Below are 25,913 nucleotides of genomic sequence, written 5' to 3' on the forward strand. Positions count from 1 at the left end.
CCTCGGTGAGCGTTGCTCGTTCCGAGCATGGATTGACCACTGTTGAACGACATTGGATGAGGGTTTCCACAATGCCCGACAGCAAGAGGCAAGATGTTGGCCTGTACAACGCCTCGGCGCCACCTCTGGCCGTCGGGCAGTACGGTTCTCTTGAAGCGCTCATCGAGGTCACCGCCGGTCTGGTGGCGCAGCGCGGTGGCGGAAAGGTGAGCCTGTCCGGGAACACCACTGCCGAGGCGTTCTACGTGCTCGAGGAGAAGGTCAACGCGGCCACGAAGCGCCTGGCCGAGGTGAACCAGCAGTTCCAGCGCGAGATCAAGTCGCTCAAGGACAACCTGGAGGGCGAGACCGGCAAGGCGTTCGACGAGTACGCCACGAAGATCCTGAAGGACAGCGAGGAGTTCTACCACACGATCGAAGGCAAGCGGTACGGCACGACGATCGGCAACATCGGCCACACCATCCAGTGGTTCGGCAACGCCTGGTGGGAGACGATCGACAAGTCCGACCAGGCCGCCGAGAAAGTGGCTTTCGAGATCAAGGCGGTCGCCGCGACCAACATCGCCGCCGCGCAGACCGAGGGCGATCTGCAGACCGCGCTGAACGATCTGAAGTCCGCCATGAAGGACCTCGAGACCACCGCGCGGGACAAGCTCGTCAAGGACCTCCAGACGCTGTTCGGTTCCCTCGGTGACCAGTACACCTCCCGCGGACAGGATCTGTCCCCGCTGCACATCTCCGGTGGCAAGAGCCCTGGTACGGGTGGCGGCTCGGGTAAGGGGCCGGGCGGCGACAAGCAGGCGGGCGGCGACAAGCAGGCGGGCGGCGACAAGCTGCAGCAAGGCCAGCACAGCGAGCTCCACAAGGTGGAGCCGCTGAACCAACTCAAGAAGGTCCCGAACTCCGATGGCCAGGGTGACGGCCGAGGTGGTGGTTCCGGGGGTGGCACGGGTCCGGGCCTGAGCGGTGTCGGCGGCGGCCTCGGTGGAGGGAACGGTGGCGGCACGGGTGGTGGTTCGCTGGACGGTGCCAAGAAGGCGGCGCAGGATGCCATCGACAAGGTCAAGGGTGGTACGAACGATCCTGAGGCGAAGAAGGCGCTCGACGATGCCAAGAAGGCGGTGGGCGACGCCATCGACGGCCTCGGTGGCCAGGGCGCACCACAGTCGCAGGCAGCACCCGGGCCGGGCGGTTCGTCCGGTGGCGGTCCCGGCAAGAGCGCCGGTGGTGGCACGGGTGGTGGTTCGCTGGATGGCGCCAAGAAGGCGGCGCAGGATGCCATCGACAAGGTCAAGGGTGGTACGAACGATCCTGAGGCGAAGAAGGCGCTCGACGATGCCAAGAAGGCGGTCGGCGACGCCATCGGTGGCCTCGGCGGCACCGGCATGGAGCAGGCGAAGGTCGCGCCGGCTTCGCGTGCCGGTTCGCTGGACGGTGCCAAGAGCGCCGCGCAGGACGCCATCGACAAGATCAAGGGCGGCACGCAGGATCCCGAGGCGCGCAAGGCGCTCGATCAGGCCAAGCAGGATGCTGCCAAGGCCATCGAGGGCCTGAAGGGCGGCACCGGCGATCCGGCGCTGAACAAGACGCTCGACGACGCCAAGCAGAAGGCACAGGACGCGATCGACAAGATCGCGAAGGACACCACCGATCCCGAGGCGCGCAAAGCCCTTGAGGACGCCAAGAAGGCCGCTGGCGAGGCCATCGACGGACTCAAGTCCCACGACGGCCTGCCGTCGACCCATTCGAGTGGCCCGGACAACTCGCCGCTGAAACAGGCACAGGAAGAGACGCGCAAGGCGCTCGACGACGCGTTGTCGCACACCACCGATCCCGAGGCGCGCAAGGCGCTGGAGGACGCCAAGAAGCAAGTCGGCGACGCACTCGACCAGTTCGGCCCAGGCGGTTCCGGCCAACCCGGTGACACCTTCGATCCCGACACGCGCAAGGCGCTGGACGAGGCGAAGGAGGTGGCCACGAAGTCCATCGACGACCTGATCGGCAGAACCACCGACCCCGAGGCGAAACAGGCGCTCGAAGAGGCCAAGGACAAGGTCGCCAAGGCCATCGACGACATCAAGCCGAGTGATTTCACCAAGGTGCGGGACTTCCTCGGCGGTGACGTCTCGTCGCCGCTCCAGCCGTTCGGCAGCGCCCAGATCCCGCTCGACAGTGCCAAGCACGCCCTTGACGACCTGGCGAAGACCGGCGGTTCAGGCGGGAGCGGGGGCGGCTCGATCCCGACATCGTCGACAGGGCCGGAGAGTCCGGTGACCCGCGCCCAGTTCGACACCGACGTCGCCGGGCAGCGCGGGCTCGGCCAGGCGAGCGCCGCGGTCCCCCAGCAGCTTTCCTTGGCCTCCCCGGCAGTTCCGGCGGTGCCGATGGGCAGCGGGATGCCGATGGGCAGCGGAATGCCCATGGGCGGCATGCCGATGGGCGGAATGGGTGGCATGGGCGGCGGTGGCGGCCAGCAGAACGACCGGGAGCCGCAGATCTGGTTGCAGGCGGACAAGGACGCGTGGAGCGACGACCCGGACGGCTCCGACGATCCGGTGCTGGGCCGAAGGACTGAGCGATGACCCACGCCACAACGCCGCCCCCGCCACCGGTCCTCGACGACCCCATGCTCGAGGCACTGACCTTCGACCAGCTGACACAGTTGGTGGCCGAGGTCGGTCCGGACGCCTTCTACGTCCGCGCCGCGGCCTTCGACCAGGCGGCAGGGCGCCTCCAGGACGTGCTCGACCAGATCCGGCGCCAGCTGAACATCGTGCGGGAATCGTGGACCGGCAAGGTCTCCGACGAGTTCGACGCCCTCGCACGGGAAATCTCCGGCCGGATGGACGTTGTCCTGCAGTTCCTGCAGAACCCCGGCTACGGCTCGGTTCTGCGCAAGGCCGGGGACCTGCTGGCCGTGCACCAGCGCCGGTTGCGGGACCTGCAAGGGCAGAAGGCACAACAGGAAAGCACGCCGCCCGCGGCCGGTGGGCCGCCGCCTGAGCTGGTCGCGCAGGTCAACAACCAGGCGGCCAAGCAGATCCTGCGTGATCTGCGAACGGCGTACCAGGACATCGCCAACGCCATGGCGCCACTCCCGTACGACGCGCCGAAGGTGGTCGACACGCCGTCCGGTGACGTTCCGGATTCCAAGACCCCGCCGCCCGGGAAGACCGTTCCCCCGACCGAGTACCGGCACACCACACACCTGGACGGGGCGCCGCCATCGGGCACCCCACCAATGTGGACGGCGGTGGTGGGTCCGCCGCCCGGCTTGGTCAGACCTGACAGGTCATCCGGTCACGTTCTCGGCCGCGACGAAACCCGGTCCGACCGGAAGGAGATGGTCGGCGGCCCCGGAAAGAACGGGTCGTTCGAGTCCGAACCCCACGAGCGCGGACGGGTCGCTCCGACACCTCCTGTGGCTGAAGTAGACGTACTGGTGTCGACTGGCGACGTCGTCTCACCCGCTGTGCTGGGTCGTACGGAAACCGTTCCGGCCGCTGGGCCGTCGACCAAGTCGCCGAACAAGACCAAGGCGCCCGGCAAGGAACGGAAGCTGGTGAAGGAGGTCGGCGGGACGCACCCGGAGCAACGCCCCGACAAGCGTCTGGTGACCGAGTCCTCCGCAACGGCCCTCGTCGCCGGTGCTCCCGGCACGGAAGCGATCGTGGTCAGGACGACCTCCGACACCCCTGCTTCCGGTGGAGCCGAACCGCTCAGCCGGATCAGTCAGGGTGAACCCATGGTGGCGGTGGCGACAGCGCAGTCCACGCCCGCTGAGCCACCGGTACCGCCGAAGGACCCGGACCCGACGGTCGAGAGGAACACTGCCACGACGACACCCGGATCCGGTGCCGTGCGGCATTCCGCTGCGTTGCAGATGAATCCGGCGGACCGGGGGATGTTCGTGCCCAACACCGGGACGCCACCCGGCACCGCCCAGCCGCCGGTGGAGGTGCCGCCGAACCCGGCTCCGCAGGGGCACACCGGCCGTGGTGCCCAGACCGATCCGTATGCGTCACAGATGGGCGGTTACCCGATGTCGCCGATGATGCTCGGCGGTACGGGTGGCGGAGGCATGCCGCAGCAGGGCAGCCGGGTCACGGCGGTGCCGAACGAGCCGCGGCCCGAAGCTTGGGATCCACAGGACGCCGGGCCGGGCGCGCTGGGCAGGCGCGAGCCCGAGGTGCGGCAGAGCGAGCCGCGGCTTTCCAGAGCGGATCTGCAGGCCCAGCTCACCGAGAAACTCGCGGAACTGGACCGGCTGATGGAACGGGGTAGATGATGGCCGACTGGAGTGCCACGGGTGCCGATCCCGACAGGGCCATGGCGAAGGCCCTGGCGAGCTTCGAGGCCGAGTCCCGCAAGCTCGAAGAACTCGGAAAGCACTGGGAGGAGGCGAGCACCACCGTTCGAGCCAAGGACCACTCGCTCGAAGTCACCGTCGACGGGCGTGGTGAGCTGGTCGATCTGGTCTTCAACGGTGCGAAGTACCGCAAGCTCGCGCCCGCCCAGCTGGCCCGGATGATCATCGAGACGCTCCAGGCGGCCCGTACGCAGGCCATGGCGAAGATGTCCGACCTGATGGGAGCGTCGGGCATTCCCGGGCTCGACATGAACGGACTCGTCAGCGGGAAGCTCAAACCGGAGGAGATGCTCAACGCGCTGGTCGGTCCGATGCTCGACACGCTGGAGGGCTTCGGCGTCGAAAGCCCGCTGCCGCGGCCCGCCGACCGCGACAGGAAGGAACAGGGCGGTGGCTGACGAGTTCTTCCTCGACCCGAACGGTTTCCAACGGTTCACCAACGGCCTCGACGACGCCGGGACCGATCTGGGCAACGCCTACCGGAAACTCTCCGACGTGCTCACCCAGTTCAAGGGCTGCTGGGGAGACGACGAGATCGGCAAGGGGTTCCAGAAGAACTACTACAAGGACGCCGAGGATCTCCGGGAAGGCGCGGGCAAACTGAGCAAAGGGCTTGTGGAGACAGCCGCGAACGCGTCGCAGAAAGGGAAGTCGATGGCGGAGCTCGACGAGGAGTCCGCCCGGATTCTGGACGCGTACAAAGGTCCCGAGAAGCAGTAGGTCCGTCGTTCGTGTCGTCGTTCTTGCCGATCCACGGGGAAGGAGGTGTCACTGATGAGTGGTACCGGTAAGAAGGGTGCGAACACCGGCGGTGGTGAGGAGGAGGCTCCGGTAACCGGCAGCGGCTCGGCGATGACCACCGAGCTGCCTCCCGGTTTGCAGAAGTTCTTCAAGGTCACGATGGGGATGACCTGGCCGGAGGCCAGCGAGGGTGGCCTGAAGGCGATGTCCGCGGCGTGGGCGGACTTCCACGAGGTCATGGAACGCCTTGTCGCCGAGTCCGACCGGTGGCTTCCCCGGTTGCACGAGTCGATCCGCGGTGTCACGGCGGACGCACTGGACGAGTACCTCAGCGACAAGGAAAAAGGTGTACTCGAGTTCCTGCGGATCATGGAGTCGGCCTCGGCCGAGTTCGCGAAGATGTGCAAGACCGCGGCGGCCGACGTCCAAAAGGGCAAGATCATGCTCATCGCGATGGCGGCGATGTTCCTGGCCACGATCATCGCGTTGCTGTGTTCACTGTTCGGGGCGTTCGCGGTTCCCGGGACGATCGCGTTGGGCCAGGTCACCCTGCGGGGGATCTGGAACGCGCTCGTGCAGGTCATCTGGAACATGGCGAAGTACGCGGCGGGTGGCGCGGCGTTCATGGGCATCCTGGACGGCGGTATCCAGCTGGGTCAGATGGCCGGCGGCGGGCGTGACGAATTCGACTGGAAATCCTTCAAGAGCTCGGTGATCGGCGGCGCGATCGGTGGCGCGGCGTTCGGAATGTTCCACGGCATCACGAAGGTCGGGCTTGGCGGGCTGCCTCGGGGGATCATGCCTGGTGGCAAAGGCGGATCGATCGGCGGGAAAGGCGGCTCGTTCGGCGGCAGGGGTGGCTTGACCGGCAAGGTCGGTGTGCCAGGTGGGAAAGGCGGGTCGACCGGGGGCAAGGGCGGTTCCGCCGGTGGGAAAGGCGGGTCGACCGGGGGCAAGGGCGGTTCGACGGGCGGTGGGACACCGCCGACGGCGATTGTCGTGCCAGGGTGGGCGCGTGCGCTGGGGCAGCTCGGGTACGCGGGAGCGCAGGTCGGCATGGTCGCCGGGAGCAATCCGTTGGTGGGCTTGGCGACCGGGCACCCGGAGGAGATCTGGTCGGGCATCCTCGGCGGGGCCGGACCGTACCAGCCCAGCGGAAAGCTGGGCACGGCTCTGGAGAACTTCGCCGGGAACCTCGGCAAGAAGTTCGGTGGCCCACTCGGATTGAAGTTCGACGTCCCGCCGGGTCTCGGCAAGAAGAACTCCGGTCCGACGCAGGAGGACATGCCGCTGCTGAGCAACGGCCCCGGCAAGGGCAGTCCGGGCAGGGGCGAAGGAGGGTCGTTCACCGACCGGGACGGCGACTACCGCCCGAACATGCCGTTGGGCGAGAAAACGCCATTGTCTATTCCAGACAACACTGGGTTCGGTGACCGGAAGTTCTCGGACCACACCCCGAACGGTGGCCGAGAGATCACGACGCCGGGGGAGAAACCGTTCGGCAGCCTGTTCACCGGGGACCGGCCGATCACCACGACGTCGGGCGGGCACGGCGGCCAGAGTCACACGACACCGTCGCTCGGCATCACTCCGGAGGGCATGCCCACGCTGCCGAACCGGCTGCCGAACGAGTCCCCAACCTTCCTCGACGGGCAACCCGCGCACCGCCAGGACGGCGCGCCGGTCACCACCGGCCTGCCTGGTCTGTCGCACTCGGACGGTCATGGCGGTGTGGAGCGGTCCCTGCTGGACACGCCAGTGCCCGAGATGAGGATTCCGGCGATGCCCGACAACCCGGAAGGGTCGGTCGTGCCCCCGCCTGTGTCGCACTACGGCGGCGGCCACCAGCAGAACCCGGTAACCGGTGGCCAGCAACCGATCACCGGACACCAGCAGAACCCGGGCGGGCACCAGCAGAACCCGGGCGGGCACCAGCAGAACCCGGGCGGGCACCAGCAGAACCCGGGCGGGCACCAGCAGAACCCGGGCGGGCACGTGCCCGCACAACCGGGTGCTCACTACTCGGGTCCATCGCGGATGGATGGTCCGGCCCTACGACCGGATCCGGAGCGGTCGTTGCCGGACGGGTCACTGCTGGATTCGCCGGTGCCGCCAGTGAAGATCCCCGTGTTCTCGGACAACCCGAACGGATCCGTGGTGACGCCGCCGACTCCGGACGGATCGGTGGTCACGCACACCGGTCCTTCGTCGTCGAACCTGCCGGTGTCGCGGGTGGATCCGCCACCCTCACCGCACACCTTCTCGGACGGTCACCAGCAGCCGCCGAACGCCGGACAACTGAAGCTCCGGCCTGACCTGTCGATCGACACGACCGTCGGCGGTCGCACCTCGTTCGACAGCAGTGCGCTGGAAGTCCCGGTCAGCCCGCTGACGGAGCAGGAAAGCCGCGGGAACTGGAGCGGCCCAGTCAGTCCGATCAGTCCCGTCAGTCCGATCAGTCCGGTCAGCCCTGTCGGTCCCCTCGGGCCAAGTGGCCACACCGGGCCGGATGCCCCGATCGGCCCGGTCGTCCCGCCGCCGAACACGGGCGTGACTGGTCCTGGTGGTGGCGGCGGCCACGCGGGCCCGCAGGCGCCCACAACACGGGACGACGTGTCCAACGCGGCGAAACCGGTCGACAAGTCGGTCGTCGACAAGCTGGTGTCGTCCCTGATGAACAAGCAACCGCCGGGCAAGTTGTTCGACAACGTCGTGCTGGACAAACCGACCGTGCCCACGTCCGACCGGCCCGCCGCGCCCGTCCCTGACAGGTCTTCGCCGGACCGGCCGGTGGTCAAACCGTCGAAACCGGACGTCACGGAAGACGGCATGGCAGCGGTGGCGGCGTTCGGCTACATGGGAACCGGCCACTCCAAGGTGGACGACTCCGTGACCGGCCCCGGACTCCGCGAGCCAGGTCCGAGCGGGCCCAGGAACGACGGGTTCGTGCGCAAGGACGAGACGTGGCGCAACCGCCGGGACGGCGCGAAGCCCACCAGGTTCAGCAGCGAGCGGTTCGACCCGCACAGCCAGCAGGGCGGTCTGCGGACCGGGGACGGCCAGGTCTCCGGGAAGATCACCCAGATCCGCTTCGACCAGCGCCACTTCGAGGTGCGACCGGGCAGGTGGGTCCTGGAGTTCACCGTCCCGCTGGACCTGCTTTCCCCGGACCACAAGGTGGACGCGGCGACGCGGCGCGGTCTGGGCGAACGGGTGCAGGAGGGGCTGGACAAGCACTTCAACTACAAGCACTCGTTCGGCAAGGGGCCGTTCAAAGGCAGCCAGATCCACTTCACCCTGGACGCGGAGACGCCGAACGGGGTGCCCCGGGGCTGGGACGCCGACCCGGCCAGGAACGTGCCGGTGGACGTGCACGACTCCCGAGGGCCAGGCGGGGAGCGGCAAGGGCGGGACCCGCGGACGAGCCAGGTCAAGTGGGACCTCGCGGACCCGATCGGGAACCTGCTGCACGAGTACTTCCACTTCCTCGGTCTCGGCGAGGGCCACAAGGACTCGAACCTGCTGTTCGACCGTCCCGAGAGCCGTGGCGGGATCATGGGCGATCCGCTGGACAAGCACCTCACCCCGGAACAGATCGACCTGATCGCGAAGGTGCAGGCCACGGCGAAACCCGTTGCGTCACACGGACTGGACAGTACGAACGGCCAGACACCGCCCCCGCGGGCGGAACCCACCGGTGACCTGATCCACAGTGTGTTCACCGACGGCCCGTACACCGAACAGCACTCTCCGTCGAATGCTCCGCCCAGGCGGCGCCCTGACCCTGATCCGCCCCACAACGGCCCGCGGCGGGAGAGCGGTGTCCACGACGAGATCCTCCAGATTCTCAACGCTCGCCGTGTCGATACCGCGCGGTTGTTCCCGCAACTATACCGGGCCAGTCAGATGCCGGGCGGTGGTCAAGCCGTGCACACGCGGATCAGCGACTCACTGACCGCGGCAGCATCCGAAGGGCGGATGAGCTCACGGGACTTCGAGCGGGCACTGCAGATCACCGGTTCGATGAGTGTGTTCACGCTGGACCCGGGGGCAACGCCGCACGTGGGGTCGACGGCGGTGGCGCCGGGACGGAATCCCGCGCACCTCCAGCCGGTGCTGAACGTGGCGGGAGCGTTGGTGAACAGCGTGCGGGATCGGGACTTCGACCGTGCCATGGTGATCCTGCGGGGAGTTGCCAGGGATACGCGGACGATCTGGGCGGTTCAGGACGCGTATCAGGTCCGGACCGGTGGTGCGCTGCGTGACGACCTGGTGGGGCTGAGGCCGAGTGAAGGTCACTACGTCGACCATTCGCTGGGAAAGGTCGACAACGCGCCGTTGCGGCCAGAGGAGGCCGCGGCTTTGTTCGAGCGGCTGAAGAACGTCGAGTTCGATCACCACCAGCACGGCAGGCAGCGGCTTGCTGTCGACTATCCCGAAGATGGATGCTATCTGCGTGCGCATCTGTGGGCGCTTGAGCTGAACCGCCTGGGAGCGGGTGCTTCCAAGATCTTCGTGTCGCGGACGGAACCCGGTCTCCGGATATATTCGCCGTACGCGGCGAGGGCCGATCATGGAAATCCCGGATTGGTGACGTGGTCCTACCACGTTGCCCCCGCAGTTCAGGTGCAGGGCCCGAACGGACCGCAGTGGATGGTGTTCGACCCGTCCACTGCCGACCGGCCGATCGGCTACCCGGAATGGCTGGGCCAGATGGGGGTTGATCCGGCTCAGAGCTTGGTGCTGCATGGACGTCTTCCCGAAGTGCAGCAGGCCATCGAGGACGACCTGACCGCGAACCTGCTGCGCTGGAACATATTCAGCGAACCGTACATGTTGCCCGGAGACCGCGCGGTCGTGGCGATCACTGACGCGCACGCCTTCCACTTCCCTTCGCCGGCCTCGCGGCAACCGGTCGATCTTCGAGAAGCTGACGCAACGGCCCGTGCGCAGGATGATGTGCTGGTCGACCATGCCACCGAGGCTGCCAATCGGCGGGTCAACCGTTCTTTGCGAGCTCAGATCGACAGCGCTTTGGCTCTCGATGCGATTGGTTTGCATTTCCCGGTGTTCCTGCGGGACTCGCTGAGGGAGATCGCCCACGACGAACCGGTTGGCGTGCTGGGGGCCCTGCAACGTGATCCGGGCTCGGCCGCCTTGCTGCAGAACTTGCTTGGTCCTGGGTATTCGGGAGAGCTGAACCGGATCTTCCCCCCGGCCGCGGCAGCGCCGGGTCTTCCGAGCATGGGCGAGTTCACGCAGTTCGACGACCGAGGAGATTGGGTCACCGGGGCGCTGAACCAGTCCATCGCCGACGTTGACAACGCCGTGCGGGCAGAGGTGGGAACGGCGTTGAGCCTCGCCGAAATCGACATGTTCTTCCCGGAGAACCTGATGGCCTCGCTGCGGGACATTTCGAGGAACAATCTCATTGGTCCGAGTGGCGTGCTGGAACGCAGTCCGGAGCTCGCGGGCACACTGTGGAACTTGCTCGGCCGGGACCACTGGGAGGAGTTGAACCGCCTGTTCCCGAGGGTCGACGACCAGCCCGCGGAGAGTTCGGGCGGACACGCCTCCGGATATCCGGAGTCCGCGAATCCGCCTGGTCCACGGGAGCCGTTCGCGCCGTTGCCGGTCGAGCACGGTGTGGGTGCCATGGCTGGTCGTGGTGCGGGTGGTGCGCCTGGTCCGGTGGGTGAACGTGGTTCGGGCACTGTGCTTCGCCCGGAGGATTCGCGGTTGTTGGATGAGGCTCCGGTGTACCAGCGGGGCCGTGTTCGGCGTGTTCCCGGTTCGCCGGACTTGGTGCGGTCCGCTTTCGAGGTGCAGCGCGCGAACACGTCGGTCGGGCCGGTTTCCCGGTTGACCGTTCGGGTGGATTTCGATTCGAGTCGCGTGTCGGCCGAGGAGGGGCAGCGGGTCTGGAGCGGTCTGCGGGAGGGAGTCCGGACGTATCTGAACGAGCCGGGTCATCGGTTGCCGAACGATGATCTGGTGGTGGTGGACGTGGTACGGGCCGGACCCGGTGATCCTGTGCATTTCACGGTGAAGCTGGATCCCGATGCCACGCGGACGAACCAGACGACGTGGCGACCGGGTGAGTTGCCCGTGACGTACGCACACGAGATCGGGCACATGCTGGGTTGGCCGGAGGGGTCGATTGCCGGCACTTTGATGGGGCAGAACACGGTTCGTGGTCCGGACGGTGTTGTGCGCGCGATGCCTGATGTGGTGACGTCGGGTACGCACATGCAGGTTCTTGCTCAGTTCGTCGGTGATCATCCGTTGTACCCGGGGTCGAACCCGGGTCCGGAGTTCGGGCAGCCTGTGACGCAACCGGCGCGGCTTGGACCGGTTTCCTCGGAGTCTGCCCGATTCGAGACGCAGAATGTCCGAGATGCGCGGGCCCCGTCGCCGGTCGAGCCCGGCGGGATGGAGGACTTCTTCGCGGACACACCGGTTTCCGGTCCTGAGTCGAATCCTTCGGCCCGCGGCCCGGAAAACCCGTTGCCGCCGGGTGAGACGGCGCCGCACGCGGTGGACCCGGCCACGTTGCCGACGATCGGACCGATGTCGCTGCGCCCGGAGGAGAACCCGGCGAACCTGCCGGGTGTGGGCGCCGCGGCCGATCACCTGGTCGCCAGCGTGCGGGGGCAGCGGTTCGACCAGGCCATGGCGATGCTGGGACAGCTCGACCGGGATCTGCAGAAGATCTGGGCGGTGGATGCCGCCTACCGCGGCCGGTCCGGGACTGGGCTCAGGGACGACATGCTGGCGTTGTGGCCGGACCAAACCGCCGCGATCACGCATGCGCTGGGAGATGCCGGCGACGGTCCGGTCACCACTGGTCGAGCGCGGGAGTTGTTCGACCGTTTGCGGAATGTCGACTTCGTGCATCCCGACCACGGCCGGTTGGGCGTTCCCGTCGACCACCCCGAGAACGGCTGCGACCTGCGTGCGCACCTGTGGTCACTCGAGCTGAACCGACTCGGCGTGAGTCCGTCCAAGGTCTTCGTGTCCAGAGTGGATCCGGACCTCACGATGTCCGGGCCGAACGCCTCGCGCGCGATGGCGCACGAGGACGGGGACACGTGGCTTTTCCACGTGGCTCCCGCGATCCGGGTCGACGACGGGCGCGGGCCGCAGTGGATCGTGCTTGACCCGACCGCGGCCGACCGGCCACTCACCGTCGACGAGTGGCTGGCACCGATGGGAGTCGACGCGGGCAACAGGGCCACCTGGGCAGGAGACACGCACGATGTGCAGAGGGCACTGGAAGCGGACGCACAGCGCAACCCGCGCCTGTGGACGCGGCAGGACGACGGGGAACTGTGGCCTTCCGGGCGCGCGGCCGTGTTGATCACCGATGCCCGTGCGATGTCCTTCCCGGGGCCGGACAGCCCGATTCCCACCAGTTGGCGGCAAGCCGACTACCTGTTCTGGCACAGCGCTGACGAACTGGCGGAGCACGCCGTCGAAGGACATCAGCGGTCGGTCGACCGGCGGTTGGCTCATCTGGCGCAGAACGCCTGGCAGCAGGTCATCGACGGACGCTATGGCCCTGCCGAGGCCCGGCACCTGATGACGAGCCTCAGTGACGTCGCGAACCGTGAACCGGCCGGTGCGCGGGACGCGTTGGCGCGCGATGTCGATCGCGGTTCCGCACTCCGGCAACTGCTCGTGGGCAGATGGGATGAGCTGTATCGGCTTTTCCCACCGGAGGACGGTATCGTCCCCCAGCCGCCACCGGGTTTGGGGCAGCCGTGGTTCGAGCATCCGTCCCAGGATACTGGCGGGCTTGCTGGTGATGGCGTGGTGCTGGCCGCGGACGGGTCGTTGGCTGAGTTCGACGGCAACGCGACCGGGACGTTGCCGCCCGGTGTCGCGGCGTTGCTGCCTGACGGGGTGAGGCAGCAGTGGGAGCAGGCGCGGGGGGTGCTGGGGGACAGCAAGATGCCCGCGGATGTGGTTGACGACATCTCGACGCGGGCGGGCCGGATCCTGTCCGACCACTACCAGAATCAGACGATCATGACGCCGATCAGCCCGCGGCAGCGGGACCTGGTTGGGCGGGACCGTGTGTTCCACACGATCGTGTCCGCACGGATGCTCGGGGATCTCGGTGGCGGGGTGCCCTTGCAGGATGCGGAGTCTCGTGCGCGTGACCTTGCCAGGGATCTGGCTGGGCAGGTGGGTGCTCCGCGGGTGTCCGGGGCGGCCGGTGCTCCGCCGAGGCGTGGTGGCGGCCCGGCTGGTGAAGGGCCGAGCGATCCTGGCCGGTCCGGCCATCGTCGGTCGCCCGGCGGGCACATGGAGAACCTTCGTGACAGGTTCGGACGCGACGGTCGGCAGCCGCCGTCTCCTGGTGTGCTGCCCCAGGTTCCGCCGGTCTCGCAGGAACTGTCCGCCGAGGCCGGGAGTGCCCTCGACTCGGTCGTGACGAACTTCCCCCGGTCGATCGACGCGGCGCGGCAGGCCGCCATCGACGCGAGCCGTCAGCTGGACATCGCCGAGGAGAACCTCGCCCACACTCAGCGAGCGCGGCAGGACGTGCCGGGTTCGGTCGACTCGGCCAGAGCGCGGGTCGACGCCGCCGAACACGACCTGACGACGAAACTCGACAACTTGCAGGTCTGGGACTACCGCTCGCCGCAAGGCGATGTGGCACACGACCCTTGGAAGGACAACTTCTTCTCAGACACCGTGTCATCGAGCGACTCAAGCGTCGCGCCCCAGTCGCCGGAGCGGAAGTCGCCGGAGCAGGGTGAAGATGTGTCGTCGCGGGCCGCGGGAGAAGGCCGTCCGACCGCGGATGACGCTTCCACCGCGGCGAGCCAGGCTGAGAATGTCGCCGAGACGGAGGGGCGCAGTCATGGCGCTGGTTCGCCAGAGGAAACCGCGCTTGTCACGGCGCTCCAGGAGCGGGCAGTGCCGGAGCCGACGGTCCCGCAGGACATGCTGGGCCCGAACCTGTTCGGCCTGTTCGATCCCGCCGCGCCAAGGGATTTCCTCGCCGGGCTCGACCTCCCTGGGCTGAGCACCGACAAACTGCCCGCGTTGTTCGAACTGGTGGATCTGACCCGGTCGGCGCCGGACCCGATCACCGCCGACGGTTTGCGATCCAGCGACCACGTAGTCACCAGCGACCGGCCGGAGGACACCCGTACCGACTGGGCACCGGCCGACGTGCCGCCGCTGCCGCAGCGGCTGGAGATGCCCAAACTGCTGCACACGATCTGGCTGGGAAGCCCGGTGACCGGCCACGGCCCCACTGCCGTCGTGCGACAGAACTTCGGTGCCGCTGCCGACAAGTACTTCAACCACGCGACAAACGAACGCACGGGTACGGCTGTGTTGTGGACTGACATCCCACGCAGTGCGTTCGAGGAGGCGCGTTCGACGCCGGCGCCGTCCGACGGCAGACCCGACCCGCACGCGGACCTGCGCGACATGAGGCAGTGGGCTCGGGACCACAAGATCCGGATCGTCAACTTCGACGAGGTCTTCCACAGCGACTCCCCGATGCGGCTGCACGATTTCTTCCGCAGCCAGGCGATCAGGCAGACCGGCCCAGGCTGGGCCGCGGCGAGCGACATCGCCAGGTTCGAGATCCTGCGCGCGTTCGGGGGCATCTACACCGACGGCGACAACCACGTGCGGGACCTGACGCTTGCCGAGGACGTCGTGCACTCTCCCGAGGGCTGGGCGCTACTCAGCACCAGCAAGAAGGTACTGGGCAACGCCGCCTTCGCGATCTCGCGCAACCACCCGGTCGCCGACATGGCTCTCAGCGGGATGGCCGACAAGTACGCGCTGCCGCAACAGGATCTGTACGGCCCGGACGTGGCATCCATGAACAAGGAGTTCTTCGACATCAAGGCGATGCAGTCGCGCCGGTACTCGGTCATGCTCCGCGGCGGCCCGTCCTTCCTGCTCGAGGAGTTCCTGCCCAAGCTCGGATACCTCCATGAGCCGGTCGTGCCCGCGGTGACCATGCTGTCCGCGCAGAGTTGGCTTCCGGACCCGGAAGGCATCCGACCGGAGGTGGCGCGACCGCTGGTCAGTGCGCCTGCCGAGACCGTCGAAATGACTGCGAAAGTCGTCCAGTCCCTCGTGCGCGACCTGTTCAACCGCCAGGGCGACCTGCACGTGACCGCCGTGGCGGACGTGGTCAACCGGCACGCCGACCCTGGTCTCATCTGGTCGAGCGCCTTGCGCTTCATCGCCTCGCGGCCGGAGCTCGCTGCCGAGGTGCGTACCGTCACCACGTCGCGCTGGGAGGGCGGCCGGTTCCACACCGTCCACCTGCCGTCGTCGGTAGCGGATTTCCTCGTGGTCGCCCCGGTCGACGTGAAACTCTGGTTTGGCGAGTACACCTCACCCGCTGGCATGTTCGACCCGGCGGTACCCGGTTCGGTGCGCGTCGAGCACGACCCGGAGACCGGCAGGCTGTCGGACAAGACCGAGGCGGGGGTGCGGTGGCTCGTCGACCTGGCGGGCACGGTCAGCGCGTGGTCCGGCTACGAGCCGAAGCTGGTCCTCGTGACCGACGAAGCGACGACCAGCCTGGTCGGGGAGACCATGCAGAACCACCTTGACGACGTCTGGGACGCGGGGCCCGGCTTCGCCGTTCCGAACCTGGAGGCGCGGCCTCCGGAACCCGGCGAGAACGCGCACATCGAGTTCGTCCACGACCTCAGACCGTCCACTGCGGAAGATGTACCGGTTTCCGCTCCGCCCACCAGGCCGGTCGACGATTCGGCGCGTTCGCTGGATCCGGATCTGACTGGCGGGGCGGGTGGACCCGCCCGGACGAGCGCTCCGGTGGGGGAAGCACCGCTCAACGTGCGCCGGGCATTGGATCTGCCCGCTGGTTCTCTTGTGGCACAGGGGACTTTCGCGACCAGAGGCGAAGCGGCGAACTATTTCGCCTCACGGTACGGAAATCTGCGTGGCGTGGACACGAACGAGGCCGCCAACAACTGTTTCGAGGTGACTGTCCAGGGATCGTTCTCCATCCTGGACGAGGACACCTTCGTGGCGGGTTCCAGTGAATGGACGAGGGTGGGTGACGCGAACGATCTCGCGGGCGCCCAGTTCCGGACGGCCACGTTCGACGAGATCTTCCGGCACATGCGCGATCAGGCGCCGGGTGCCCAGGGCATGGTCTTCATGGGCGGTGGCGGTGCCGAAGGGCACTACATCCTCGTCCACAAGGACGAACGCGGTGTCGTCAACTTCGTCGACGTGAAGAACCAGACCATGGGCGCACTGCCCACGAACCGGCCGATCGTGGGTTTCGTGCCGCTGCCGTGGACCGGAGCCACCGAGCTGCCTCCGCTGTCCACACTGCCCATGGAGGGGCAGAGTGTGCCGCGGGAGCCGGTGCCGGAGGACGAGCGTGGCGGCGCGGACGCCTACTGGCATGCCCAGCTGGTCGCGAACCCCGGCTATGAACTGGAGCGCGGGGAACCGACGTCGGTGAACGACGTCGACGTGATGCGGCCGGAGGCGCCGGTCATGCGTGTGCCCGGTGGGATCGGCGGTTCGTACGAGGTGCGCAGGATGGAGGTGGATGCCGACGAGTGGGTGCGCGAGGCGACGGTCAACGTGTTCCTGGACGGCCCCGGCCTGACCACCGATCAACTCGATCAGGTGTCGGAGCACCTGATCAAGAGCATCGACCAACGGTTCAACCAGGGGTACCGGTTGCCCGACGGGGACGAGTTCCAGGTGAATCCGGTCCGGGTGCGAAACGCGGCTGACGCCGATCTGGCCGTTCCCGTCGGGCTCGCCGACGCCGGGAAGCCGGAGACTCCCGAGGACCGCGCCCGGCTGGAAGCTTCCGGCGAGAGACTCGCCCGGACGATGGGGGCCTTCCTGGGGCTCGGTCCTGACGGTCGACTGACCTGGCGGAATCTGTCCGGCCTGCAGTGGATCGAGCAGGAGCCGGCCAGTCTCTCGCTCGATGACCAGCGTCCGGAGCGGGACTGGCTGGAAGGCATCGACGACGCCGGCAGGTTCAGGGCGTTCGCCGTCGACCAGGTGAAGACGACTCCGCTGGACCACCCCGCCAGGGGGATCATGCTGTACGACGCGCCCGACGAGATCACGGCGGTGCGGAGCTGGGCCGCCTACCTCGATCTGGCGGTCAGCCGGATGTACGAGGTCGGCACATCCGAACATGAGCTCATCGACCTGGTGAACAACCGGCCCGACCAGCTCGACACCGTGCGCAGCATCAACAGCGACCTGCCGTTCACGATCGATGAGGCGTTCATCGTCCAAGGGCACGGCCACGACACGATCGCCGCGGTCACCGTGCCGGGAATCGGGACGATGTCCGTCGACGGGAAGGACCTGGCGAAGATCATCCGGAAGTCTCCGGAGTTCCGCGCGGCCAGGGGCGAAGGACGTCACACACTGGTGCTCGCCCTCTGCTCGGCCGGCGGCAGCGTGGAGCGTGGCGACCTGGCGCCCGATGTGTTCCGGAAGCTGTCCAACCATGGCGTCGATCGCGTGTTCGCGCCCACCACGCACGCCGTCTGGTCGGCGATGTGGATGCCTGGCGTGGCCAGGCCGGTGAGTACCAGCATGCTCGTCGCCGGAGGACATTGGAACGTGTACGGCGAGACGGCGCCCCACCACGATCAGGCCATCGTGCGGGAACTGGTGACCGCGGTCCAGCAGGGCTGGCAGTACAAGCAGGGCGAACCGCACGACGGGCCGGTTCGGTTGTCCGACCGCGTTGCCACGCTCGGGCTTGTGAGGGATATCTGGGCGGCGTGGCGCCAAGGCCAACGGGACTACGTACAGCAATTGCTGAACTCGCACGAGCGGCCCGAGTTGATCAAAGACGTGATGCGGGAGTTGGGGCGGGTCGCGGCCGGCAGGGCTGGACAGCCGAGCGGCGTTGGTTCGTGAGGGAAATCCAGCAATGCCCACCGGTTGGGTCGACGGTGCCCACGGACGTGGCCGGGTTGGGTGATGGTGAAGGGACCAGAGGTCCCTGACCCGAAGAGGAAGCCCATGTCTCTGTTGACCAGGATCCGCGTACGGATGCGAACCGGTGCTGGCGCCACGCGGACCACTGTGCGGACTACTGTGGGCAACGCGCTGCTGGTGCACGGGGCAGATGGGCCGACGGAGGACGCCCGCACGCTGGCGGAGTCGTTGCCCGTCGATCCAGGGCACGAGCTGGTGGTGGCGGACCTGCCGCCCGACGCCCCGGCCGAGGTGTGGGAGTCCTTCGTGGCCGCTTTGCCCAAGGGGCGCAACCCGATGCGGCTGGTGCTCGGCCGGCATCCCCGCGAGGTCGGGCCGCGTCTCGGGCAGTGGCTCGCCGACCGGACCGGCCGGGTCGTGCTCGCGCCCTACGGTCTCATGCACCAGGGTGTCGCAGGTGCTCTGTTCGTGCATTCCGTGGCGAGCAGTTGCTGGGTGCGGTTCCGGCGGGGCCAGATGGCGGTGCGGGAGTCGAAACGCTTTCCCCGCCCGGCTTGGGAGTCGCCCGCGGTGGCGGAGGTCCGGCCGGTGGGAGCGGACGGCAGTGTCGCCGAACCGTTGCCTGCCGGGATGTGGATCCGGCCGGGCGGTGTCGACGACTTGTTCGTGGGCAGCCGCACCAGGCTTGTCAGGGCACTGCCCTGCCAGCCCGGCGTGCCGGTGATCGTGGTGGGCAGCCCGGGTGCTCCCGCGCTCGAACTCGGCGCTGTCAAGGCGTTCTGGCAGACGCTGCCCGCCGACATCAAGTCCGAGGCGTGGTTCACCCGGTTCGGTGAGGTGGCTCTGCCGGACGGCGCTTCGCTCGGGCAGACCCTGGCGAACGTGCTCAAGCAGGAAGTGCGCTGCTACACGGGCATTCCAGTCGGTGCGCCGGACGCTCCAGCTGTGGTCGCGCTCCGTGCGGACGGTACGCACGGCTGGAACACGTTCGCACAGGGATTCGCCTACCGTCCTCAGGGGACTGACGCCCAGCCCGGTCCACGCCGACTGCGTGCCCACCGACCGCCGGCCCCGCAGTTGCGCGAGGTCTCGCCCGGCGTCTACGAATGCGCGCCGGACATCGTCGTCGAGGTCGTGGAGGCAGGGCTCTGGGTCCGGTCCGCGGAAGAACCCGCGGCCGCGGCCGTCGTACGGGCTGCCGAGCTCGATCCCGTACGCAACCACGTGCTGTACGAGGCGGTTGATCCCCAGCAGGCCCAACGCGTGCGTGCGGCGGCGGAAAGCCTGGTAGGCCGCATCGACTACCAGACCAAGCTCGTGACCACGCTGATGCCCGTTACCACACCGCCGAGCCCAGCTCCGCCGAGCACGGAGTCACCAACCGCCGCCCTGCCCACCGTGGAACCAGAAGAGTCCGGTATGAAACCGATCACGGCGGAGTCGGCCACCACCGCGCTGCGAAAGGCGGAGCCGTCCGGCGTGGAGCCGCCCCTGCCGGAGTTGCCGTTGCTGTCCCGCATGATGGAGACGATGGCGATGCGGGCACCCGAGTTCCCGTCCCTGCCCACGGAAGGCACCGGACGATGACCGAGCACGACCCGCGGGGCGGGCTGCTTCTGCTGATCGACCCCGAACGGGCGTCGCTCGACGACACCTCGGACGCGCCGGTGGACGCGGTGATCGGCGCCTGGCTGGTGAACCCGGACGGCACCCGCGGCCGGTTCCAGCCCAACCCCGTGTACCAGCCGTCCAGCCCGAACTCGCCACTCGACCCGGTCGACGCGGTACTCGGCCTGATCGCCCATGACGACACCGACGCCGCGGAGCTCCTCCCCGCTGTGCTCGCCGACATGACATTCGGCGTCGCACTGGACGAGCAGGGGGTCGCGCTTGTCCGTCCCGCTCCCGACGGCGTCCCCTCGGTCCTGGTGACGACGTCGTACGGGCACCGCGGCCGTGTGAACGCCGCGGGATGGCGAGACACCACACTCGCGGAACTCGCCGCCGCCCTGCCACCCCAAGGTGTCGACGTCCTGCTCAACCCCAGCGCACCGACGTCCATACGGCTCCACGCCGACGTCGTACGGGAAGCCACGGAGCGGCAACCGGACCAGCCCGGGCCGCACCCATCCGATAGCCCCGCCTGACAGGACCGCTCCCGAGCCGGTTGACGGGCCGAGGCAGAATTGGCTCAGCGAGCGTGGCCTGGACGGGGGGAGACGCACGGGATGTCGGTCGAACCGTCGCTCGGCTCTTCGGGCAAGGCTGTGATCCCTCCGACGATCCTGGCCGGGGTCCTGGACATCGGGCGCCGCGAGGGGTTGCCGGTGACGTCGTGGCTCTCGGGAACCGGCCTCGATCCCGCTGTGCTCTACGCGCCCGGCGCACGTGTTTCGTTGCGGCAGGCGCGGACGGTGTTGCGCCGCGCGCTCGCCGCCTTGCCGGGACGTGCGCTGGGGCTGGAGGTGGGCGAGCGGGACGCGTTGCTGTCGTTCGGCCTGCTCGGGGTGGCGATGCGGGCGTCGGGGACCGTCGGCGAGGGTCTCGATCTCGCCGAGGAGCTGCACCAGGCTTCGGGCAGCCTGCTCGACGTGGAGCGCGAGGATCTCGGTGGCCGGATCGGGGTTCGGTTCTGGGAGCGCTGGCCCGACCCGGAACTGCTGGCGTTCCTGTGCGAAGAGGCGCTGGTCAGCACCGTCATGGTCATTCGTTCGATGCTGGCAGACCCGACATGGGCGCCGCTGCGGGTCGACCTGGCCTACCCGCGGCCTGCGCACGCCGCGCGCTACCACACTGTCTTCCGGTGCCCGGTCACATTCCGGAGCGACGCGAACCGGATGGTCATCCCGGGCACGCTGATGGAACGTCCACTCCCGACCCGGCACGAGCCGACGCGGCGGGCGGCCATCGAGGCGTGCCAGAAGATGCTCGCCCCCAGCGACCCGCCGTCCGACCTCGTCGCCTCACTCGAGACGCTGCTCGCCATGCACCTGCGGCGGCCGCTGAGCATGCGAGACGTCGCCGAGCGGTTGCACGTGACCGAGCGGACGCTGCACCGCCGGCTGGCCGAGTCCGGCGTGCGCTTCCGCGACGTCTCGGACCGGGTGCGCGAGCACCGCGCCACGTCGCTACTGCGTCATTCGTCGGTCCCGGTCAGCGAGGTAGCGGCCGAGGTCGGGTTCGGTGACAGCCGCGAGTTCCGGCGTGCCTACCTCCGGTGGACCGGCCGCACGCCTTCGCAGACGCGCGGCCAGTCCACCGGAGCAGGTCCGGTGGGAGGCTGAGGCGAGGTTGTCCGCCGTCTTGGACACCCAGTTCCGCTTCTGACCGCCGCCGCGCCCGTCGAAGTACAGGAGCGCCCGGAGCGCGCATGTCCGGTCCGCCCCACTTCGTGTCTGTTCCAGCCCTCCATCACCGTGCGCACCGACGTGTTCCATGGACTGCGGGCACAGGCATCGCCGCCGCGATGGCCGCACATCGCGGCGTTTCTTGTTGCTCGACAACCCATTGCCGCGCGCACCTGAACCAAGAGGAAGAACGATGACAGAAACGGCGAACACCAGCACGTCCGGCATTCCCCTCCACGTGACCGGGCACCTCGCTCCAGTAGCTGACGAGATCGACGCTGTCGACCTGCCCGTGGAGGGTGCGCTGCCGCCCGAACTGGTCGGCCGCTACCTGCGCAACGGCCCCAACCCGCTGCCCGGCCAGCCGTCGGTGCACTGGTTCGCAGGCCACGGCATGGTGCACGGCATCCGCCTCGACGGGGGCCGCGCGCGGTGGTACCGCAACCGCTGGGTGCGGACGAAGGCGTTGGCCGGGGAGTCCGCGACGCGGCCTGACGGGAGTTTCGACCTGACCGTCGGCGAGGCGAACACGAGCGTCATCGCCCACGCGGGCAAAATCCTGACGCTGGTCGAGAGCGGCTTGCCGCACGTGCTCACCCCGGACTTGGAAACCGTGGGCACCAGCGACTTCGACGGCCGGCTCACCACTGCCATGACCGCGCACCCCAAAACCGATCCGGTGACGGGCGACCTGCACTTCTTCGGCTACAGCGTGACGGCACCGTTCGTCACGTACCACCGGCTCTCCGCCAGGGGTGAGCTGGTGACCAGTGCGCCGATCACTGTCCCCGGCCCGACGATGATGCACGACTTCGCCATCACCGACCGGCACGCGGTGTTCCTCGACCTCCCGATGACGTTCAACCCGGAACGGATCGGCCACCCGCTGCCCTTCGACTGGGACGAGTCCTACGGCGCGCGCATCGGAGTGATGCCGCTCGAGCGGCCGGGCGAGGTGCGCTGGTACGACATCGACCCGTCCTACGTCTTCCATGTCGGCAACGCGCACACCGACCACGCCGGTCGGGTGGTGCTTGACGCTGCCCGGTACGCGGGCGCGGACGCGGCTCGAGCGTGGGCACGCACCGGCACCCCGTCCGCGTCGACCGGGGTTCCCGCCCATCCCGACCCGGCCGGCCCCGCCGCCGCGGCCGCCAACAGTGGTTTGGCCCGCCTGCACCGCTGGGTGCTCGACCCGGTCACCGGCACCGTCACCGAGACCACCATGGACGATCGCGGAATCGAGTTCCCCACCGTCGACGACGACCGCGTCGGACGTAGCGCCCGCTACCGCTACGCCGTCTCCGGTGGCGGTCGCTTCGCGACGGCGATCGTCAAGCTCGACGCGGATGCCGGTGTCATCGCCGAGCACGCACTCGGCCCCGACGTCGTTGCCGGTGAAGCGGTGTTCGTGCCCTCCGCGGCGCCCGACCGCGCCGAGGACGACGGCTGGCTGCTCAGCATCGCCAGCCGGCGCGATGGCGGCGGCTCGAAGCTTCTCGTGCTCGACGCCACCGACGTCGGCGGCAGGCCCGTCGCCTCGGTCACCCTGCCCCGACGAGTCCCAAGCGGTTTCCACGGCTCGTGGATCACAGACGAGGAGCTCGAGCAGCCGTAGGTAATGAGCACTGACCATGGAGCGGAGCACAGCATGAGGTCCCGGCTCGATACCGGAGCCGCACTCACCGGACCAGGACCGGCCTGGCACCGGGGCACAGCACACGTACGACGGAGGACTGATTCATGACCGCGGTGTTCGTACACGGCAATCCGGAGAGTGCGGCGATCTGGACCGCCCTGCTCGACGAGCTGGCGAAGGTCGGCAACACCGACACGGTGTGCCTGTCCCCGCCGGGGTTCGGCGCTCCGCTCCCGGACCACTTCGCCATCGACGTGACTGGCTACCGGGACTGGCTGATCGCCGAGCTCGAGCGCTTCAACGGGCCGGTGCACCTGGTCGGGCACGACTGGGGCGGCGGCCACGTCGTCAACGTCGCCATGACCCGGCCAGACCTGCTTCGGAGCTGGGCCAGCGACGCCATCGGGATCTTCGACCCCCACTACGTCTGGCACGACCTCGCCCAACGCTGGCAGGCCGACGGCGTGGGCGAAGCCGACGTCGCCGCCCAGTTCGGTGCCCCGCACGAGGAGAAGACCGAGCAGATGGTCTCGCTCGGGTTCGAAAGGTCGGTCGCCGAACACGTCGCGCACGCCCAGAACCCCGACATGGGCCGCGCGCTGCTCGGGTTGTACCGCACCGCCAGGCAACCGGCGATGGCGGAGTTCGGCCGCGCGCTACCCGACGCCGCGGCTCGACCCGGGCTCGCCCTGGTGGCGAGCGAGGACCACTACGTCGGCTCCGTGGCCCAGCGTCGCCGGGCGGCCGCGCGTGCCCGCGCCCGCGTCGAGGTCCTTGAAGGTTGCGGGCACTGGTGGATGGCCGAGGCACCGGCAGAGGCCGCTGACGTCCTCACCCGGTTCTGGGCCTCGGCCCCCGACCGGGTGCGCATATGACGACGATCGGCTTCCTCGGCGCCGGTGAGGTCGATGTCCACCAGCAGCGCGCCGTAACGGTGGCCGTTTCGCGACGTGACAGTCCGCACCACGTTACGACTCGCCTCACCCGTGCCTCGGTTGGGTGAATCGTCTTTCGCCTCGTCGAGTGGGTGTGTCGGATATCAGGCCCTCGTGCTGTGTGCTGGTGTGGGGCCGCGACACTGGGAACTGAGCGGGAGTCTTTCGCCGTATGGATATCGCTGTCACGGGTGCTACCGGTTTTCTGGGGTTGCATTTGGTTCGTGAGCTGTTGGCTGGGTGACGGGGCGTTGACTGTGCTGGCGCGGCGTTCGGTTCCTGATCCGTTGTTGCGGATCAGGAGGTTTCTGGCTCTGGTTGATCCGCCGGGCCCGTTGCGGCAGGAGCTGGCCTCGCGTGTGCGGGTGGTGGAGGTCGATCTGACCGAGCTCGCCGAGGACGTCGATGTGATCTGGCACTGTGCCGGGGACACGGACCTGACCGGTGACCTGGAACCGTTGCGGCAGACCAATGTGGAGGGTACTCGCCGGGTTCTCGAGTGGGCGGCGCTGTGTCCCAGGAAGCCGGTGGTGCACCATCTCAGCACTGCGTTCGTCGCCGGACGGCGTGGCGTGACGTGGTGTATGAGGGCGATCTAGCCGATGCGCACGGTTTCGTGACGGCCTACCAGCGTTCGAAGTACGAGGCGGAGGTGCTGGTGCACCGATGGTCTCGGGTGCACCAGCGGCCGGTGGTGATCTTCCGCCCGACTGTTCTGGTCACCGACCGACCACCGCACCCGGCGATGCCCGCGCACACCTTTCGGTCTTCGCCGACGTGCTGATGAGCAACGTGCGTGAGGTCTTCATCAGTTCCATCGGGGAGATCCGGCACTGGAACTGTTCACGCACGATGGCCAGCAGTTCCATGGCCATCAACGAGTCCACGCCCATCTGGTCAAGAGCCGCGTCACGCTCGACGCGTTCCGGATCAGTCTGCATCACCGTGGCGGCATGGCGCACGATCTCGTCCTCGATCAGGTGCAGTGCCTCGTCATGGGGCAGTGTTTTCAGCTTGTCGCGCAGTTCGTTGACGCGCAGGTCACTGCCATGCACCAGGGCAGGCGACAGCCCTGCCCGGCCGGGGGCTGTCCATCATCGGCAGCCACGAGCTGGCCCGGCTCCAGTCAGCTTGGGCGGACACCGTGACGTCGGTTTCCGGCTCGGCCAGAACGTCTTCCAGGAGGTCGAGTGCCCGATCGACCCCCATGCTGTGGAAGTCGGCCTTGCGCAGATGTTCTCCCAGGTTGTGGCGGACCACGTATCCGACCTGGTCGATAGCGCCCCAGGCGATGACCGTCGCGGGTTTGGCGCAGGCGCGGCGCGCGCGGGTGAAGGCTTCCAGGAACAAGTTCCCCGCGCCGTAGTTGGCCTGATGGACGTTGCCGACCAGGGTTGTCCCGGATGAGTAGGAGACGAAGAAGTCCAGCGGCCGGTCTCCCAGCACCTCGTCGAGGACGAGCACGCCGAGCGCTTTGGGCGCCAGGACCGCCTCGAAGGTATCCTTCGTGGCCTCGGCCAGTGGCATGTCGTTGAGCACCATCGCGGCGTGCACCACGCCGCGCACTGGATGTCCGGTGTGGTCGACCGTGTCGACGACATGCCGCATCGCGTCAAGGTCGGTGACGTCGGCAGCGTGCACGCTCACCTGCGCGCCGAGCCGGGTCAGTTCGTCGAGTGTGTCGGCGGCTTCGGACGTGTCCGCTCCACGGCGGCCGACCAGAGCCAGGTGCACTGCGCCAGGGACACTACTTCCCAGCCGGAGCCTGACCAACCACAGCACAACCACCCAGATCCCCACCACACCATCATCCAGCACTGACCGGATGCCACCGATCGGGTGCACACGGCTTCTTCACTGCAAACCTCGCCCTAGACGGACTGCCCAGAGAAACCTCACCACCATGCGCAAACCAGTCGGGGCCGTCATCGCCGCCA

The 25,913-nt window shown here is 68.2% G+C and carries 13 protein-coding genes and 1 pseudogene; 12 read left to right on the forward strand and 2 right to left on the reverse strand.

All coding sequences use genetic code 11. The features are described 5' to 3' along the window. Nucleotides 1-71: 71 nt before the first annotated feature. From ALI144C_RS07835 to ALI144C_RS58975, 12 genes and pseudogenes are all read left to right on the forward strand, one after another. Nucleotides 72-2,582, forward strand: coding sequence for a hypothetical protein (locus ALI144C_RS07835; protein ID WP_076986338.1), 2,511 nt, complete (start codon nucleotides 72-74; stop codon nucleotides 2,580-2,582). Further along, nucleotides 2,579-4,288 carry a WXG100 family type VII secretion target gene (locus ALI144C_RS07840; protein WP_076986339.1) on the forward strand — a complete coding sequence of 570 codons (1,710 nt, stop codon included), beginning with the start codon at nucleotides 2,579-2,581 and terminating at the stop codon, nucleotides 4,286-4,288. The genes ALI144C_RS07835 and ALI144C_RS07840 overlap by 4 nt, the downstream gene beginning before the upstream one ends. After that, nucleotides 4,288-4,767, forward strand: coding sequence for a YbaB/EbfC family nucleoid-associated protein (locus ALI144C_RS07845; protein ID WP_237774037.1), 480 nt, complete (start codon nucleotides 4,288-4,290; stop codon nucleotides 4,765-4,767). Before ALI144C_RS07840 ends, ALI144C_RS07845 begins: the two co-directional genes overlap by 1 nt. Next, nucleotides 4,760-5,089, forward strand: coding sequence for a hypothetical protein (locus ALI144C_RS07850; protein WP_076986341.1), 330 nt, complete (start codon nucleotides 4,760-4,762; stop codon nucleotides 5,087-5,089). The genes ALI144C_RS07845 and ALI144C_RS07850 overlap by 8 nt, the downstream gene beginning before the upstream one ends. A gap of 54 nt (nucleotides 5,090-5,143) precedes the next feature. Further along, entirely contained in the window at nucleotides 5,144-18,034 is a 12,891-nt protein-coding gene (locus tag ALI144C_RS07855) for a protein-glutamine glutaminase family protein (protein WP_076986342.1), read from the forward strand. Between the two features lie 105 nt (nucleotides 18,035-18,139). Continuing rightward, nucleotides 18,140-19,642 (forward strand): hypothetical protein, encoded by a 1,503-nt coding sequence (locus ALI144C_RS07860; RefSeq protein WP_076986343.1) that lies wholly within the window; start codon nucleotides 18,140-18,142, stop codon nucleotides 19,640-19,642. Further along, nucleotides 19,639-20,202, forward strand: coding sequence for a type VII secretion system-associated protein (locus tag ALI144C_RS07865; RefSeq protein ID WP_076986344.1), 564 nt, complete (start codon nucleotides 19,639-19,641; stop codon nucleotides 20,200-20,202). The genes ALI144C_RS07860 and ALI144C_RS07865 overlap by 4 nt, the downstream gene beginning before the upstream one ends. Nucleotides 20,203-20,283: 81 nt before the next feature. Next, nucleotides 20,284-21,339 (forward strand): AraC family transcriptional regulator, encoded by a 1,056-nt coding sequence (locus tag ALI144C_RS07870; protein ID WP_083752832.1) that lies wholly within the window; start codon nucleotides 20,284-20,286, stop codon nucleotides 21,337-21,339. A 256-nt stretch (nucleotides 21,340-21,595) separates the two neighbouring features. Further along, nucleotides 21,596-23,020 (forward strand): carotenoid oxygenase family protein, encoded by a 1,425-nt coding sequence (locus ALI144C_RS07875; RefSeq protein ID WP_076986345.1) that lies wholly within the window; start codon nucleotides 21,596-21,598, stop codon nucleotides 23,018-23,020. A gap of 125 nt (nucleotides 23,021-23,145) precedes the next feature. After that, nucleotides 23,146-23,916 (forward strand): alpha/beta fold hydrolase, encoded by a 771-nt coding sequence (locus ALI144C_RS07880; RefSeq protein ID WP_076986346.1) that lies wholly within the window; start codon nucleotides 23,146-23,148, stop codon nucleotides 23,914-23,916. 232 nt (nucleotides 23,917-24,148) lie between these two features. After that, a complete protein-coding gene (locus ALI144C_RS58970; RefSeq protein ID WP_143230508.1) occupies nucleotides 24,149-24,220 on the forward strand; it encodes an SDR family oxidoreductase in 72 nt (23 codons plus the stop codon). 163 nt (nucleotides 24,221-24,383) lie between these two features. Further along, nucleotides 24,384-24,760: pseudogene (locus ALI144C_RS58975) on the forward strand (SDR family oxidoreductase). Here ALI144C_RS58975 and ALI144C_RS07895 read toward each other — a convergent pair. Together ALI144C_RS07895 and ALI144C_RS07900 are read right to left on the reverse strand one after the other, a co-directional pair. Beyond that, nucleotides 24,696-25,031: an acyl carrier protein gene (locus tag ALI144C_RS07895; protein WP_076986349.1), complete on the reverse strand. Its 336-nt coding sequence runs from the start codon at nucleotides 25,029-25,031 to the stop codon at nucleotides 24,696-24,698. The pseudogene ALI144C_RS58975 and the gene ALI144C_RS07895 overlap by 65 nt on opposite strands. Continuing rightward, nucleotides 25,018-25,710 (reverse strand): ketoreductase domain-containing protein, encoded by a 693-nt coding sequence (locus tag ALI144C_RS07900; RefSeq protein WP_168211205.1) that lies wholly within the window; start codon nucleotides 25,708-25,710, stop codon nucleotides 25,018-25,020. The genes ALI144C_RS07895 and ALI144C_RS07900 overlap by 14 nt, the downstream gene beginning before the upstream one ends. Between the last annotated feature and the right edge of the window lie 203 nt (nucleotides 25,711-25,913).

It is taken from the genome of Actinosynnema sp. ALI-1.44 (genome assembly GCF_001984155.1).
GTDB lineage: Bacteria > Actinomycetota > Actinomycetes > Mycobacteriales > Pseudonocardiaceae > Kibdelosporangium.